Below are 16,278 nucleotides of genomic sequence, written 5' to 3' on the forward strand. Positions count from 1 at the left end.
ATTTTGCCATATTCATGGCAAAACACCTCGCGGGATATTACCTGTGAACAGTTACGTTGAATTTCACTGAAAGTCAGGTAACAGGAATATAGTCAGGACAGGTCTGCATAAAATATTCTATCAAGAATAAGAGGTGGAATATGAAGTGCAGATATCATACGGCAGCCGTAATCGTGCTTTTGACATTTTTTATACTGAATTCTGTAGTCTATGATGTATCAGGGACGGATTCCTCCCCGGGGAATCTCTATGCTCTTTCGGCTATTTTGATGGATGGGGACTCCGGGAGAGTTCTGTACGAAAAAGAAGGAGAAACGCCGCGGCCGAATGCGAGTACCACAAAGGTCCTGACCTGTATCCTTGCGCTGGAAAACGGACAGGGTGATGATTATGTGCAGGTTTCCTCAAGGGCAGCATCCCAGCCGGAGGTACGTCTTGGAATCCGGGAGGGAGAACAGTATTACCTTGAGGATCTTTTATATTCCCTGATGCTGCAGAGCCATAATGATACTGCGGTTGCGATCGCAGAGCGTATCGGAGGTTCCACAGAAGGATTTGCGGCTATGATGAATCAGAAAGCAGAAGAGCTTGGCTGTACGGATACGCATTTTGTGACACCCAATGGTCTCGACGCGAAAGACAGCGGCGGGATACATCATACGACTGCGAGAGATCTGGCACGGATCATGCGATATGCCATACAGAATCCTATGTTTCTTAAGATCACACAAACCAGAGAATATTCTTTCTCGGACATTCAGAAGAAGCGGACTTTTTCAATCCACAACACCAATGCATTTCTGGATATGCGGGAAGGGATCGTTTCGGGAAAAACAGGATATACAGGAGATGCAGGATACTGTTATGTGTGTGCAGAAGAAAGAGATGGAAAAACCTTTATCGTTGCTCTTTTGGGGAGCGGATGGCCGGACCATAAGACCTATAAATGGAAGGATGCGTCTGCACTTCTTACATACGGAGAAAAAAATTATAACTATCGAAGCTGGTGGGAAGATCCGGAAATTCCACTGATCCGGGTAAAGAACGGATTTCGGGAAGATCCCACCAAAAGAGTGCAGTATATCCGTGGTATATCCGATGTCGACACGGAACAGAAGGAGAGGCAGATGCTTCTTGCAGACGATGAAAGGATTGTATGCCGGGTGAATGTACCAGAGATGCTTGAGGCTCCGGTAAAGCGCCGTGATAAGATCGGCAGGGTGACATTTTTGCTTGACGGACAGATTCTGGCCTCCTACCCGGTTCTGGCGGAACAGTCGGTCGAGCGTAGAACCTTTTTTCGGGTACTGGAGTATGTTTCAGAAAAATTTTTTCATTGAGAGCAGAGGGAAGAGCCTTTTCGCGGCAGCGAGGGCTTTTTTTGTAAAATACAAAAAAATTGTATTGTCGCAAAATAAATTTAGGAGTTAAAAAATTAACAAAAAAACGGAAATGTATTGAAAAAATATTGAAAACAGGTTACAATTATAATCGGCTAAAATTTTGGTTATATTTTAAAATTTTATAAACATGGAGGGCAAAAGAGAATGAGTAATGCAACACAAAGCTTAGCAGGCACAAGAATAAATTCTTTGCTTGACGCCAACAGTTTTGTTGAAATCGGGAAAAGCGTAACAGCCAGATCCACAGATTTTAACATGGCTGAAACAAAAGCGCCTTCAGACGGTGTTATCACCGGATATGGTGTGATCGACGGAAATCTTGTCTATGTATACAGCCAGGATGCTTCCGTACTGAACGGAACAGTCGGCGAAATGCATGCAAAGAAGATTTCTGCTTTATATGACCTGGCTATGAAGACAGGCGCACCGGTGATCGGTCTTGTTGACTGTGCAGGAATGCGTCTGCAGGAAGCAACAGATGCACTGGAAGCGTTTGGTGGAATTTATCTGAAACAGACAATGGCATCCGGAATGATCCCGCAGATCACAGCTGTATTTGGTACCTGTGGCGGAGGAATGGCAGTTGTTCCGGCACTGACAGACTTTACATTCATCGAATCCAAGAAAGGCAAGATGTTTGTAAACAGCCCGAATGCACTGGATGGAAACTACACAGAGAAATGTGATACAGCATCCGCAGAATTCCAGAGCAAAGAAACTGGACTTATCGATGCAGTAGAATCAGAGGAAGAGATTCTTGCTGAAATCCGTCAGCTTATCGGACTTCTTCCATCCAATTTCGAAGACAACGATTCTTTTGAAGAGTGCACAGATGATCTGAACCGTGCATGCGAAGATATCGCAGCATGTGCAGGAGACACATCCCTCGCACTTTCCAGAATCGCAGACAATGGAATTTTCTTTGAGACAAAGAGAGACTATGGTAAAGACGTTGTTACCGGTTTCCTTCGTGTAAACGGAATGACTGTAGGTGCAGTAGCCAACAGAACAGAAGTTTACGATGCAGAAGGCAAGAAGGCAGAAGAATTCGATGGAACTCTTTCTGCAAGAGGTGCAAGAAAAGCTGCCGGATTTGTTAAATTCTGTGATGCTTTTGAAATTCCGGTGCTGACTCTTACAAATGTAACCGGATTCAATGCAACCGTATGCAGCGAAAAGGTAATGGCAAAAGCTGTCGGAGAACTTGTTCATGCATTTGCATCCGCAACTGTACCGAAGGTTAATGTGATCATCGGCAAGGCATACGGAACTGCTTATGTGGCTATGAACAGCAAATCTGTAGGAGCAGATTTTGTTTATGCATGGGAGAATGCAGAAATCGGTATGATGGATGCCTCCATGGCAGCCAAGATCATGTATCCGGGATCAGAGGCTTCTGTCCTGAATGAGAAGGCAGCTGAGTACAGAGCACTGCAGTCTAACGTAGAGTCCGCAGCAGCAAGAGGTTATGTAGATACTGTGATCGCTCCGGCTGATACACGTAAATACGTGATCGGAGCATTTGAAATGCTGTTCACAAAGAGAGAAGACCGTCCAGCTAAGAAACATGGCACAGTCTAAGCGAGGTGAGCATATGAATCAGATGTTAAAGAAAGCATCCACTACCTGTGCTGCGTTTGCGTGTGCCGCATCTCTGATGTTCTCAGGCACAGCTCTTGTCTGGGCAGACGGTGAGATGGATGATAATGTTAAGACTCAGGTTGAAGCTTATGTTGGAGCAGTAACAGATGAAATTATCGGCTTGTCAGATGCTGAGATCGAGCAGTACCTGGAAGAAGATAATGAATTTGTTGTAAATGCGATGACAGCCTGGAGTGGTGTTAAGAAAGAAGTAGGTGACCTGAAGGAGATCGGTGACACAGTAGAAGTAGAGTATGACGATAAGGATAAGGAATACACTGCTACTGTTGAGGTCGAATTCGAAAAAGAAGATGCAGACTTTGTCTACGTAATCGACAAAAAAATGAACCCTACTTCCCTGACCGTTGATGTTAAGTATTCTTTTGCGACAATCATGAAGAATGCAGCACTGAATACTCTCATGGGACTTGGTACTGTATTTGTGATCCTTGCATTCCTGATCTTCCTTATCTCCCTGTTTAAATTTGTTCCGGGATCCGGGGCACAGCAGGTTAAGAAGAAGAAAGAAGAAACTCCGGCACCGGCGCCGGTTCCTGTGGCAGTACCTGTACAGGAGGAAGCTGATGATTCAGAACTGATCGCTGTAATTGCAGCGGCAATCGCGGCATCAGAGGGAACTACAACAGACGGATTTGTTGTACGCTCCATTCGTAAGATCAACCGTAAAAAAAGGTAATTGACAATTTTAGGAGGATTAAAAATGAAAAGCTATACAATCACCGTAAACGGAACAGCATATGAAGTTACTGTAGAAGAAACAGGAAGCGTAAGCACACCGGCAGCAGCACCTGTAGCAGCACCGAAGGCAGCACCGAAAGCAGCTCCTAAGGCAGCAGCACCGGCAGCAGGAGCAGGTGCAGTGAAAGTTACTGCTTCTGTACCAGGTAAAGTCCTCAAAGTCGTAGCTTCCGCAGGACAGGCAGTAAAAGCAGGAGACAACATCGTGATCCTGGAATCCATGAAGATGGAAATCCCGGTTGTTGCTCCTCAGGATGGTACTGTAGCCAGCATCGATACATCCGAAGGCGCATCCGTAGAAAACGGAGATACTCTGGCTACAATGAACTAGGACGGGAGGTAATCAAATGTCTTATGTAACAGAAACCCTGTCCAACCTGATTCATCAGACGGCATTTTTTAACCTGACATGGGGAAACTATCTGATGATCGCGGTGGCGTGTGTATTCTTATTCCTTGCTATCAAAAAAGGTTTTGAGCCGCTTCTTTTGGTTCCGATCGCTTTTGGTATGCTCCTGGTAAACATCTACCCGGATATTATGGCAAATCCGGAAGACATGTCCAATGGTGTTGGTGGTCTTCTGCATTACTTCTATATCCTTGATGAGTGGAGTATTCTTCCGTCCCTGATCTTTATGGGCGTTGGTGCGATGACAGACTTTGGTCCGCTGATCGCCAATCCGAAGAGTTTCCTTCTTGGAGCAGCTGCACAGCTTGGTATCTATGTTGCATACTTCCTTGCAATCTTCCTTGGATTCAACGGAAAGGCAGCAGCAGCAATCTCCATCATCGGTGGAGCAGATGGTCCTACTTCCATTTTCCTTGCAGGAAAACTTGGACAGACCACTTTAATGGGACCGATCGCGGTGGCGGCATATTCTTATATGTCACTGGTTCCGATCATTCAGCCGCCAATCATGAAACTCTGTACTACAGAGAAAGAACGTAAAATCAAAATGGATCAGCTTCGTCCTGTAACCAAAATCGAGAAGATTCTCTTCCCGATCGTAATTACCATCGTTGTGTGCCTGATTCTTCCTACAACAGCTCCGCTGGTAGGTATGCTGATGCTTGGTAACCTCTTCCGTGAGTCTGGCGTTGTTAAACAGCTTACAGAAACAGCATCCAACGCGCTGATGTACATCGTAGTTATCCTGCTTGGTACATCTGTAGGTGCTTCCACAAGTGCAGAAGCATTCCTTAATATTGACACTCTGAAAATCGTTGTTCTTGGTCTTGTAGCGTTTGCATTTGGTACCTTTGGCGGATGTATGCTCGGTAAACTGATGTGTAAACTGTCAGGCGGAAAGATCAATCCTCTAATCGGTTCGGCAGGTGTATCTGCGGTTCCTATGGCTGCCCGCGTTTCTCAGAAAGTCGGCGCAGAAGCGGATCCTACAAACTTCCTTCTGATGCATGCGATGGGACCGAACGTAGCCGGTGTAATCGGAACAGCCGTTGCAGCTGGAACCTTCATGGCTATCTTTGGAGTCTGACCTAGAGTACTTAATAAATACAAGGAGAAAACATAATGGCTGAATTAGAAAAAAAACCTGTAAAAATTGTGGAAACTGTTCTCCGTGATGCACATCAGTCTCTGATTGCAACCAGACTGACCACAGAACAGATGCTTCCAATCGTAGATAAAATGGATAAAGTCGGCTACCATGCAGTAGAGTGCTGGGGTGGAGCTACTTTTGACGCTTCCCTTCGTTTCCTCAAGGAAGATCCGTGGGAAAGACTTCGTAAATTACGTGACGGCTTCAAAAACACCAAACTTCAGATGCTCTTCCGTGGACAGAACATCCTTGGATACCGTCCGTACGCAGATGATGTAGTAGAATATTTCGTACAGAAATCCGCAGCAAACGGAATCGACATCATCCGTATTTTTGACTGTCTCAATGATATGCGTAACCTTCAGACAGCTGTAAAGGCTGCAAACAAAGAAAAAGCACACGCACAGGTTGCTCTTTCCTACACTTTAGGCGATGCATATACTCTTGAGTACTGGGTAAACATCGCAAAACACATCGAAGAGATGGGTGCAGATTCTATCTGTATCAAAGATATGGCAGGTCTTCTGCTTCCTTACAAAGCAACTGAGCTTGTAGGAGCACTCAAAGATGCTGTAAGCATCCCGATCGACCTTCATACACATTACACATCCGGTGTTGCTTCCATGACATACCTCAAGGCAGTAGAGGCAGGCGTTGACATCATCGACACTGCAATGTCTCCGTTCGCTCTGGGAACTTCCCAGCCTGCAACAGAGGTTATGGTAGAAACCTTCAAGGGTACACCATATGACACAGGATTTGATCAGAAACTCCTTGCTGAGATCGCTGATTACTTCCGTCCGATCCGTGATGAAGCTCTGGACAGCGGCCTTCTGAATCCGAAGAACCTTGGCGTTAATATCAAGACTCTTCTGTATCAGGTACCGGGCGGAATGCTTTCCAACCTGACATCACAGCTGAAAGAACAGCATGCAGAAGATAAATTCTATGATGTTCTTGAGGAAGTTCCGAAGGTTCGTAAAGACCTTGGTGAGCCGCCGCTCGTAACTCCGTCTTCCCAGATCGTTGGTACACAGGCTGTATTCAACGTACTTATGGGCGAGAGATACAAGATGGTAACAAAAGAAACAAAAGACATCCTGTTAGGAAAATACGGAGCAACCGTAAAACCGTTCAACCAGGAAGTACAGAAGAAGTGCATCGGCGATGCAAAACCGATTACCTGTCGTCCGGCAGACCTTCTCGACAACGAGCTGGATAAGCTGGAAACAGAAATGTCTGCTTACAAAGAGCAGGATGAGGACGTTCTGTCCTATGCACTGTTCCCGCAGGTTGCTACTGATTTCTTCAAATACCGTCAGGCTCAGGAGAAAAAAGTAGACGAAAAAGCTGCAGATACAGAAAACGGAGCATATCCGGTCTAAAAAATATAAAGAAGTCCCTGTTTTGGATAGGATTCTGATACAGGAAAGCAGGCCCGCCAGATTTTTCTGACGGGCTTGCTTGCAAAAAAGAAAGGATTTCCATGAACAAAGTGATAATTGTCGGAGGCGGAGCAGCAGGTATGCTGTGCAGTATTATTGCCGCCAGAAACGGCTGTGAGATTTTTTTGTTTGAAAAGAATGAAAAGCTGGGAAAAAAACTCTATATTACAGGAAAAGGGAGATGCAATGTTACAAATAACTGTGAGGTTGAAGAACTGCTCCGGGCAGTCATGACGAACAGCAAGTTTCTGTACAGTGCATTTTATACTTTTAACAGTCAGGATATGATGGCTCTCCTTGAAGAAGCGGGGGTACCGCTTAAGACGGAGAGAGGAAACCGTGTATTTCCGGAATCTGACCGCTCATCAGATATCATCCGTGGTCTGGAACGTCTGATGAAGAAGTATGGTGTTCATGTCAGATTCAGAAGCGAGGTCAGAGAGATTCTGACGCAGGACGGTGCTGCTGTGGGAGTTTCTCTTGCAGATGGTGAAATAAAGCGCGCAGACGCTGTAGTTGTCGCGACAGGTGGTCTGTCTTATCCGACGACGGGATCCACAGGAGACGGATACCGTTTTGCCAGAGAGACCGGGCATCAGGTGACAGACTGTATTCCATCCCTGGTTCCGCTTAAGACCAGAGAAGATTACATTCCGAGGATGACAGGTCTTTCTCTTAAGAATGTGGAACTTACTGTCAGACGCGGCAAGAAGATTCTTTATCGGGATTTCGGGGAGATGATGTTTACACATACCGGTGTTACAGGTCCTCTGATCTTAAGTGCCAGTGCCAGACTTGGCAAATATCTGGTCAAGGGAGAAGAACTGACTGCGTTTATTGACCTTAAGCCGGCACTTTCTCTGGAACAGTTGGATGAGAGGATCCTGAGAGAATTTGAAAATGGCAAGAACAAACAGTTCAAAAATGTGATAGGAGTCCTGTTTCCTTCTTCTCTGACACCGGTAATGCTTGAAATCGGCGGAATACCAGGGGATAAAGTGATCCATGAGATATCCAGAGAAGAGAGACTTGCTTTCGGCATGACAGTCAAGAATTTTCCGTTTACGATCACAGAACCGGGCGAATTTAAAGAAGCAGTCATTACACAGGGTGGAGTCTCTGTCAGGGATATCAATCCGGGAAGCATGGAATCCAAAAAAATCAAAAACCTGTATTTTACAGGAGAAGTTCTTGATCTTGATGCAGTAACAGGGGGCTATAATCTTCAGATTGCATGGTCCACCGCATATCTTGCTGCTATGGATATAAGTGAAAAGAGTTACTGCGAACAGTAACAAAGAAATAAGCAGGAGGCTGAAATAAATGGTACACAATATTGCAATTGACGGTCCGGCAGGAGCGGGCAAAAGCACGGTAGCAAAAAAAGTGGCAAAAGAGCTTTCGTTTGTATACGTGGACACAGGAGCCATGTATCGGGCTATGGCACTTTATCTTCTGAGAAAGGGCGTAAACCGGGAAAATCTGGACGAGATCGGAGAAGCATGTCAGAATGCGGAGATTTCTATTGAGTATCAGAACGGAGAGCAGATCGTCCTTCTTGACGGAGAAAATGTAAATGACTATCTTCGCACGGAGGAAGTAAGCGGGATGGCCTCCGTAAGCTCAGCAGTGCCGCGGGTGAGGGCAAAGCTTCTGGATCTGCAGCGCAAGCTGGCAAGGACCATGAGTGTCGTCATGGACGGGAGAGATATCGGAACAACCATTCTGCCGGATGCGGATGTCAAAATTTACCTTACAGCAAGTTCTCTGACCAGAGCACGCCGCCGTTATCTGGAATATCAGGAAAGAGGAGAGGACTGTAATCTTGCAGAAATCCAGAAAACCATCGAGGAGAGGGATCACAGGGATATGACCAGAGAGGTTTCTCCGCTCTGTCAGGCGAAGGATGCGGTCCTTGTGGATTCCTCAGAGCTTACGATTGATGAGACCGTGGAGAAGATCCTTTCTGTATATCACACAAAAGTATCAGAAGAGGAATGAGGAGTATGAAGGTAAAAGTAGCCAAAACTGCCGGATTCTGCTTTGGGGTCAAACGTGCGGTCGATAAAGTCTATCAGCTGATCGAAGAAGGAGTTTCTCCGATCTATACTCTGGGCCCGATCATCCACAATGAAGAGGTTGTATCCGATCTGGAATCCAGGGGCGTGCAGGTGATTCAGGCAGAAGAACTGGATCAGATCAGGGGCGGTACGGTTGTGATACGGTCCCATGGAGTAGGGAGAGATATTTATCAGAAACTCAAAGAAAACAATCTTGAGTATGTGGATGTTACCTGTCCTTTCGTTCTGAAGATACACAGGATCGTCGAGAAGGAAAGCCTTGCAGGCAGACAGATTTTTATTTTTGGTGATCCGAAGCATCCGGAGGTTCAGGGAATCTGCGGATGGTGTCATGGTCCTTACAGGGTTCTCAAGAACAGAGAAGATGTTGAAAATATGATTCCCGATCCGGATATGGAGGCGTGCATCGTATCACAGACGACATTTAATTACAACAAATTTAAAGAATTAGTTGAAATTCTTTGCGAAAAGAGGTATTATAATAATGTTTTAAATATTAGCAATATTTTAAACACTATTTGTAATGCTACTGAAGAACGGCAGAAAGAAGCAAAAAACATAGCCGGAGAGGTAGACACTATGCTTGTCATCGGTGGCAGACATAGTTCCAATACTCAAAAGCTGTTTGAAATATGCAAAGAGGAATGTGGAAATACTTACTATATACAAACACCTGTAGACTTGGATTCTGAAATGTTCCATCGCAGTAGTTGTGTAGGTATTACAGCAGGGGCGTCCACCCCAAAGAAAATTATTGAGGAGGTTCAAGAACATGTCAGAATTAAGTTTTGAACAGATGCTGGAGGATTCCGTAAAAACAATCAGAAATGGAGAGATCGTACAGGGTACTGTTATCGATGTCAAAGAGGATGAGATCATCCTGAATATCGGTTATAAAGCAGATGGTATCATCACAAAGAATGAATATTCCAACGATTCTTCCCTGGTACTTACCGATGCAGTTAAAGTTGGTGATACTATGGAAGCAAAAGTCCTGAAAGTAAATGATGGAGAGGGACAGGTTATCCTGACATACAAACGTCTTGCTGCAGAGAAAGGCAACAAACGTCTGGAAGCTGCTTTTGAATCTCAGGAAGTACTCAAAGCACCTGTAACACAGGTACTGGATGGCGGACTTTGTGTAAACATTGATGAAGCAAGAGTATTCATCCCTGCAAGCCTTGTATCCGATACTTATGAGAAAGATCTTTCCAAATACGCAGATCAGGAAATCGAATTCGTGATCACAGAGTTCAACCCGAGAAGACGCCGTATCATCGGTAACCGTAAACAGCTTCTTCTTGCTGAGAAAGCAGAGAAACAGAAAGAACTCATGGAAAAGATCAACGTTGGTGATGTTGTTACAGGTACTGTTAAGAACGTTACAGATTTCGGTGCATTCATCGATCTTGGCGGAGCAGACGGACTTCTTCATATTTCCGAAATGTCCTGGGGCAGAGTAGAGAATCCGAAGAAAGTATTCAACGTTGGCGATGAAGTTAAAGTTATGATCAAAGAGATTAATGGAGACAAGATTGCACTTTCCATGAAATTCCCGGAAGAGAATCCATGGCTGACAGCTGCAGAGAAATTTGCAGTAGGAAACGTTGTAACTGGTAAAGTTGCCCGTATGACAGATTTTGGTGCATTTGTTGAACTGGCACCTGGAATCGATGCACTTCTTCACGTATCCCAGATTTCCAGAGAGCACGTTGCAAAACCATCTGATGTACTTTCCATCGGACAGGAAATCGAGGCAAAGGTTGTTGACTTCAACGGTGAAGACAAGAAGATCAGCCTCAGCATAAAAGCACTGGAAGCTCCTGCACAGGCAGAAGAAGATACAGAAGCTTAATTAGTTCTCGAGAATATTAAATCCCGGCAGACTTAAGATCTGCCGGGATTTTTTGTTTTATTTGGAAATTACTTTGTAAATTTCCGAATAAGTATTGCAAAGCCTTAAGAAGGACTTGTACGCCTGGTTCCGAGATTGTTGAGAAGACAGGGAAGAGAGTGTGTCAGATACTGCATTTGCATGGAAGTGCTGTTAAGAAAATTTTTGTCACATTGAAACCATGTATAACAGGTCTGAGGTGTGGCCGGCATTCGAAGACTTTTGTCCATATAGCGGCTGAGGGATTTGGGAATTGCCTGATCTTCTCCGGGAAGATACTCGTAATCCTTATAATTGGAGTAGTATTGTCGGAGCTTTCCGTTTTTTAGATGGAGAAGCAGACGTGCTTCCTCTCTGTCGGCGGTAAAGTAAAATTCATCTGTGACACAGGAGACAGATATCGGTACCGGATGCTCTAGCTTCAGTGTGATCACGAGCTCCTGCTGATCATGAATGCGGATTGCAGAAGGCTCGTATTTTCCGAGATAGAGTGATCTGTAACTCAGAAGCGTAAAGACAAGTCCGAGACCATGTAAGTCTTCCTGGTTGTGTCCGAGCACAGTTTCCAGTGCTTTTGGATCCTTTTTTTTCATATAGGAGCGGTACAGGCGGATACACTGTCCTCCATCACAGTAGATTCTGTGCATGGAAGGGAAGAGATTTTCCAGGTCAGGCTGCTTCATTCGTGATAATTTAAACAAACTTTGACAGGATTTAAGTACCTGATAGACATCGATTGAGGCGAGTCCTTCAAATGGAGACGGAAGCTCATTTTTTCGGCAGCGTTCTTCAAGATAGGGCTGGTCAAAACGATCTCCGTTGTACTGGATCGTATAGGTTGAATCCTGTAGATAGTTAGTGAATTCGCGAATGATCAAGGCTTCTTCTTCCGGAGATTCTCCGAGCCATTGTGTGAGGATCCACTGATTCTGTTCCCATTTGACGGCTCCGATGAGGTAGACAAAGGTGGAATATCTGGATAAACCTGTAGTCTCAATATCATAAAAAACAGGTGTAAATTCTGACAATTTTAATTCTGTACTCGACAAAAATTTAACAGTATCAGGGGTCGGAAACCCTTGTAAAATCGGCATTTTTTTAACAATCATGTGATATTTTTCCTTTCTTGATTGTATTTGATTATACACAATATTTTGAAAATTTGGTAGTGAATTTTTGAAGAAAAAGATGTATAGTATAAATAGGGTTTTGCGATATCATCAGAAAGAAAATAAACATGAGCAGGTCGTTCTGGGCAGAGCTCATGAAAAAGGAGGAAACGAATATATGGGAAAACTGACCTTTAAAGGCGGAATCCATCCTTACGAAGGTAAGGAACTGGCAAAGAACCAGCCGGTTGAGAAGTATCTCCCAAAGGGAGATATGGTCTATCTGATGTCTCAGCACATTGGAGCTCCATCTGTTCCGTGTGTCAAAAAAGGTGACCAGGTTCTTGCAGGACAGAAGATTGCCGATGCAGGCGGATTTGTATCGGTACCTCAGCATGCATCTGTATCCGGTACCGTCAAGGGCATCGAGAAGAGACTGAATGCTACAGGGGCAATGGTTGATGCAGTCATCGTAGATAATGACCAGCAGTATCAGGAAGTAGAGTTTGTTCCTGCTGCACTTGAGGATCTGACGAAAGAAGAGATCCTGAACCGTATCAAGGAAGGCGGAGTTGTTGGTATGGGTGGAGCCGGATTCCCGACCCATGTCAAGCTGGCACCGAAGGATCCTTCCAAGATTGAATATGTACTGGTAAACGGTGCAGAGTGTGAACCTTATATTACAAGTGACTATCGAAGAATGCTGGAAGAGCCGGAGAAGGTTGTAGAAGGACTTAAGGTGATCCTTAAACTCTTTGATTCTGCCAAAGGCTATATCTGCATTGAGGATAACAAACCGGACTGTATCGAAAAGATGCAGAAACTGGTAAAGGATATCCCGAGAATCGAAGTCAAAGAAGTTATGACCAAATATCCACAGGGTGGTGAGCGTACTCTGATCTATGCCACAACCGGCAGAGAGATCAATTCCACAATGCTCCCGGCAGATGTCGGATGTGTGGTAGATAACGTTGCAACTGTTATTGCTATATATGAAGCGGTGATTCTGGGAAAACCAGTTGTGGACAGAGTTGTAACGATAACAGGTGATGGTATTAAAGCGCCTAAGAACTTCAGTGTCTATACAGGAACAGATATGTCAGAGCTGATCGATGCGGCAGGAGGACTGAAAGCAAAGATCGAAAAGATTATTTCCGGTGGTCCGATGATGGGATTCCCGCTGTATGAGCTTCATATTCCATGTACAAAGACAACATCTGCGTTCCTTTTCCTGGAACATGATGCAGTAGCTGAAGCACAGAAGATCCAGACAGCGTGTATCAACTGCGGACGCTGCGTAAGTGTCTGTCCAGGTCATGTTCTTCCGGCACGTCTGGCTACGCTGGCTGAACGTGGTGATATGGCAGGCTTTGAAGCCCTGGATGGTATGGAGTGCTGTGAGTGCGGATGCTGCAGTTACATCTGCCCGGCAAAGAGACCGTTGACCCAGAGTATCAAATCCATGCGAAAAATGGTTCTTGCCAGCCGTAAGAAGAAATAGGGGGAGGGAACAAAATGGAACAAATGTTAAATGTATCATCTAATCCTCATGTCAGGGACAAAATGACAACAGGTCGGATCATGCAGCTTGTCGTGCTTGCACTGCTTCCAACCACACTGTTTGGTATCTGGAACTTCGGCTTCCGTGCATTTCTTGTTGTACTTGTGACGGTAGCATCCAGCGTATTTTTTGAATGGCTGTATGACCGTCTTATGCATAAAAAGAATACCGTTACTGATTTCAGTGCAGCAGTTACAGGACTTCTGCTTGCACTCAATATGCCGCCTCAGATCCCGCTGTGGATGCCTGTACTTGGCAGTGCTTTTGCGATCATCGTTGTAAAGCAGCTTTTTGGCGGACTTGGACAGAACTTTATGAACCCGGCACTGGCTGCAAGATGCTTCCTGATGATTTCTTTCACAGGTAAAATGACCGATTTTGCAGTGGACAAGCTGAGCGGATATCATTGCATTGATACCGTTACAGGAGCAACTGCACTTGCAGAGCTTAAGAACAGCGGATTCACAGCAGATTCCATTTCTGTAAAAAATCTGTTCATCGGTAACATTCATGGAACCATCGGAGAAACTTCTGCTCTTGCGATCCTGATCGGTGCAGTGATCCTCCTTGCATTCAAGGTCATTGATCTCAAGATCCCGCTTACATATATCGGAAGCTTTGCAGTATTTGTGATCTTTTATATGCTTGGAACAGGCAAAGGCTTTGATGTGAACTATCTTTTCAGCCATCTGTTCGGCGGCGGACTTATGCTTGGTGCATGGTTCATGGCGACAGACTATGTAACAACTCCGATCACACCGAAGGGCCAGCTGATCTACGGATGCTGTCTTGGTGTTGTTACCGCGATCTTCCGTCTCTTTGGCGGATCCGCAGAGGGTGTTTCCTATGCGATCATCTTCTGTAACCTTCTGGTACCGCTGATCGAGAAAGTGACCAAACCGGTTGCCTTTGGAAAAGGAGGTAAGAAAGCATGAGTATTGTAAAAGATACGATCGCGATCACTGCGATCACGCTTGTGGCAGGTCTGGCTCTTGGCGTAGTCCAGGATATCACGGAAGGCCCTATCGCACAGCAGCAGGAACAGTCCAAGCAGGAGGCATACAAGGCTGTATTTGAAGATGCAGACAGCTTTGAACCATGTGAAGTGGATGCCGATGCACTGGCAGCAAACCTTGCAGAAAACAATTTTAACGCACAGACGATCAATGAAGTCATGGAAGCGAAGGATGCTTCCGGCGAGACGATCGGCTATGCACTCAATGTCACAGATTCTGAAGGATATGGCGGAGATATCCAGTTTACCATGGGAATTCAGAATGACGGAACTTTAAATGGAATTTCCATCCTGTCCATCAGCGAGACTGCAGGACTTGGTATGAAGGCCAAAAATCCGGATTTCCAGGATCAGTTCAAGGACAAAAAAGTAGAAAAATTCGAGTACACCAAGACAGGGGCCACATCTGACGATCAGATCGATGCCATCAGTGGTGCCACAATTACTACAAATGCCATGACAAACGGTGTAAATGCCGGCCTTTGTGCATTTCGTTATGTGGAAGGAGGAGCAGAGTCATGAAAGCAAATACACCTGCAGAACGTCTTGTAAACGGTATTATCAAAGAAAACCCGACTTTTGTGCTGGTGCTGGGTATGTGTCCTACACTGGCGGTTACTACATCTGCGATCAACGGTATCGGAATGGGTCTGACTACAACTGTAGTTCTGGCAATGTCCAACCTTATGATCTCCCTTCTTCGGAAGTTTATTCCGGATGGAGTTCGTATGCCGGCCTTTATCGTTGTCGTTGCATCTTTTGTAACCATCGTGCAGATGCTGTTAGAGGGATTCATTCCGAGTCTTTATTCTGCACTTGGAATTTATATTCCTCTTATCGTTGTAAACTGTATCATTCTTGGTCGTGCAGAGGCTTATGCTTCAAAGAATCCTCCGATTCCGTCACTCTTTGATGGTATTGGCATGGGACTTGGTTTTACTTTAAGTATCACCTGTATCGGTGCAGTACGTGAACTTCTCGGTGCAGGACAGCTCTTCGGACGTCAGATCCTTCCGCTTGCTGATGCGGCAGCCGGAAAGATGGGCTATGAGCCGATCACGATCTTTATCCTTGCACCTGGAGCTTTCTTTGTTCTTGCCATGCTTGCAGCACTTCAGAACAAGTTTAAGATCGGTGCAGCAAAGAGAGGTATTGATCCGAGTGAAGGCTGTGGATGCTGTTCAGGCTGTGATACCTGCAACAATACAATGTGCAAAGGAGGCAAGGAAGCATGAAAGAATTATTACTGATCCTGGTAAGCTCTGCGATCGTCAACAACGTAGTCCTGAGCCAGTTCCTCGGACTCTGCCCGTTCTTTGGTGTATCCAAGAGAATTGAAACAGCAGCCGGAATGGGTGGTGCGATTATTTTCGTTATCACATTGTCCTCTTTTGTAACAGGTCTGATCTACAACTTTATCCTGGTGCCGACAGGTATGGAATATTTACAGACGATCGTATTTATTCTTATTATCGCTGCACTGGTTCAGTTTGTTGAGATGTTCCTCAAGAAAGGTATGCCGGCACTTTATCAGTCACTTGGTGTATATCTTCCTCTGATCACAACAAACTGTGCAGTTCTCGGTGTTGCACTGACAAACGTACAGAAAAGCTACAACATCCTTCAGGGAACTGTGAACGGATTTGCCACAGCAGTTGGTTTTACCATTTCTATTACTCTGATGGCTGGTATCAGAGAAAAAATTGAATTCAACGATGTTCCGGAATCTTTCAAAGGCTTCCCGACTGTCCTGCTCACAGCAGGTCTGATGGCGATTGCTTTCTTCGGATTCTCCGGACTGATTAAGTAAC

The 16,278-nt window shown here is 45.1% G+C and carries 16 protein-coding genes; 15 read left to right on the forward strand and 1 reads right to left on the reverse strand.

Features of this window, described 5'->3' with window-relative positions; translation table 11 throughout:
* Positions 1-140: 140 nt before the first annotated feature.
* The 10 genes from LIR34_RS13485 to rpsA all read left to right on the forward strand — a co-directional run bounded on the left by LIR34_RS13485 (position 141) and on the right by rpsA (position 10,743).
* Positions 141-1,340 (forward strand): D-alanyl-D-alanine carboxypeptidase family protein, encoded by a 1,200-nt coding sequence (locus LIR34_RS13485; protein WP_173902350.1) that lies wholly within the window; start codon positions 141-143, stop codon positions 1,338-1,340.
* Between the two features lie 207 nt (positions 1,341-1,547).
* Positions 1,548-2,984, forward strand: coding sequence for an acyl-CoA carboxylase subunit beta (locus tag LIR34_RS13490; RefSeq protein ID WP_161284714.1), 1,437 nt, complete (start codon positions 1,548-1,550; stop codon positions 2,982-2,984).
* Positions 2,971-3,741, forward strand: a complete 771-nt coding sequence (locus LIR34_RS13495) for an OadG family transporter subunit (protein ID WP_244092251.1) — start codon at positions 2,971-2,973, stop codon at positions 3,739-3,741. Before LIR34_RS13490 ends, LIR34_RS13495 begins: the two co-directional genes overlap by 14 nt.
* A 24-nt stretch (positions 3,742-3,765) precedes the next feature.
* The gene (locus LIR34_RS13500) at positions 3,766-4,134 is read left to right on the forward strand and encodes a biotin/lipoyl-binding carrier protein (RefSeq protein ID WP_161284712.1); all 369 of its coding nucleotides are present in this window, start codon (positions 3,766-3,768) and stop codon (positions 4,132-4,134) included.
* Positions 4,135-4,150: 16 nt separating this feature from the next.
* Positions 4,151-5,299, forward strand: a complete 1,149-nt coding sequence (locus tag LIR34_RS13505; RefSeq protein ID WP_161284711.1) for a sodium ion-translocating decarboxylase subunit beta — start codon at positions 4,151-4,153, stop codon at positions 5,297-5,299.
* Between the two features lie 35 nt (positions 5,300-5,334).
* Positions 5,335-6,747, forward strand: coding sequence for an oxaloacetate decarboxylase subunit alpha (locus tag LIR34_RS13510; protein WP_161284710.1), 1,413 nt, complete (start codon positions 5,335-5,337; stop codon positions 6,745-6,747).
* A gap of 101 nt (positions 6,748-6,848) precedes the next feature.
* Positions 6,849-8,102, forward strand: coding sequence for an NAD(P)/FAD-dependent oxidoreductase (locus LIR34_RS13515; protein WP_173902349.1), 1,254 nt, complete (start codon positions 6,849-6,851; stop codon positions 8,100-8,102).
* A gap of 28 nt (positions 8,103-8,130) precedes the next feature.
* A complete protein-coding gene (gene cmk / locus LIR34_RS13520; RefSeq protein WP_173902348.1) occupies positions 8,131-8,808 on the forward strand; it encodes a (d)CMP kinase in 678 nt (225 codons plus the stop codon).
* A 5-nt stretch (positions 8,809-8,813) separates the two neighbouring features.
* Positions 8,814-9,680, forward strand: a complete 867-nt coding sequence (ispH, locus tag LIR34_RS13525; RefSeq protein ID WP_173902347.1) for a 4-hydroxy-3-methylbut-2-enyl diphosphate reductase — start codon at positions 8,814-8,816, stop codon at positions 9,678-9,680.
* The gene (gene rpsA / locus LIR34_RS13530; protein WP_173902346.1) at positions 9,661-10,743 is read left to right on the forward strand and encodes a 30S ribosomal protein S1; all 1,083 of its coding nucleotides are present in this window, start codon (positions 9,661-9,663) and stop codon (positions 10,741-10,743) included. Before ispH ends, rpsA begins: the two co-directional genes overlap by 20 nt.
* Before the next feature lie 104 nt (positions 10,744-10,847).
* Here the strand turns inward: rpsA and LIR34_RS13535 are convergent, their stop codons facing one another.
* Positions 10,848-11,810, reverse strand: a complete 963-nt coding sequence (locus LIR34_RS13535; protein ID WP_244092250.1) for a ribonuclease H-like domain-containing protein — start codon at positions 11,808-11,810, stop codon at positions 10,848-10,850.
* A 259-nt stretch (positions 11,811-12,069) separates the two neighbouring features.
* Between LIR34_RS13535 and rsxC the strand changes: the two genes are divergently transcribed.
* Genes rsxC through rsxA form a run of 5 tightly spaced genes read left to right on the forward strand, consistent with a single transcriptional unit; the run spans position 12,070 to position 16,277 of the window.
* Complete coding sequence (gene rsxC / locus LIR34_RS13540; protein WP_161284704.1) at positions 12,070-13,392, forward strand: electron transport complex subunit RsxC; 1,323 nt, start codon at positions 12,070-12,072, stop codon at positions 13,390-13,392.
* A 14-nt stretch (positions 13,393-13,406) separates the two neighbouring features.
* Positions 13,407-14,387, forward strand: coding sequence for an RnfABCDGE type electron transport complex subunit D (locus tag LIR34_RS13545; RefSeq protein WP_161284703.1), 981 nt, complete (start codon positions 13,407-13,409; stop codon positions 14,385-14,387).
* The gene (locus tag LIR34_RS13550) at positions 14,384-14,989 is read left to right on the forward strand and encodes an RnfABCDGE type electron transport complex subunit G (protein ID WP_161284702.1); all 606 of its coding nucleotides are present in this window, start codon (positions 14,384-14,386) and stop codon (positions 14,987-14,989) included. Before LIR34_RS13545 ends, LIR34_RS13550 begins: the two co-directional genes overlap by 4 nt.
* Complete coding sequence (rsxE, locus tag LIR34_RS13555; RefSeq protein ID WP_161284701.1) at positions 14,986-15,702, forward strand: electron transport complex subunit RsxE; 717 nt, start codon at positions 14,986-14,988, stop codon at positions 15,700-15,702. The genes LIR34_RS13550 and rsxE overlap by 4 nt, the downstream gene beginning before the upstream one ends.
* The gene (gene rsxA, locus LIR34_RS13560; RefSeq protein WP_161284700.1) at positions 15,699-16,277 is read left to right on the forward strand and encodes an electron transport complex subunit RsxA; all 579 of its coding nucleotides are present in this window, start codon (positions 15,699-15,701) and stop codon (positions 16,275-16,277) included. Before rsxE ends, rsxA begins: the two co-directional genes overlap by 4 nt.
* The last annotated feature ends 1 nt before the right edge of the window (position 16,278 follow it).

This window comes from Blautia sp. MSK17_66, assembly GCF_020538025.1.
Classification (GTDB): Bacteria; Bacillota; Clostridia; order Lachnospirales; family Lachnospiraceae; genus Blautia_A.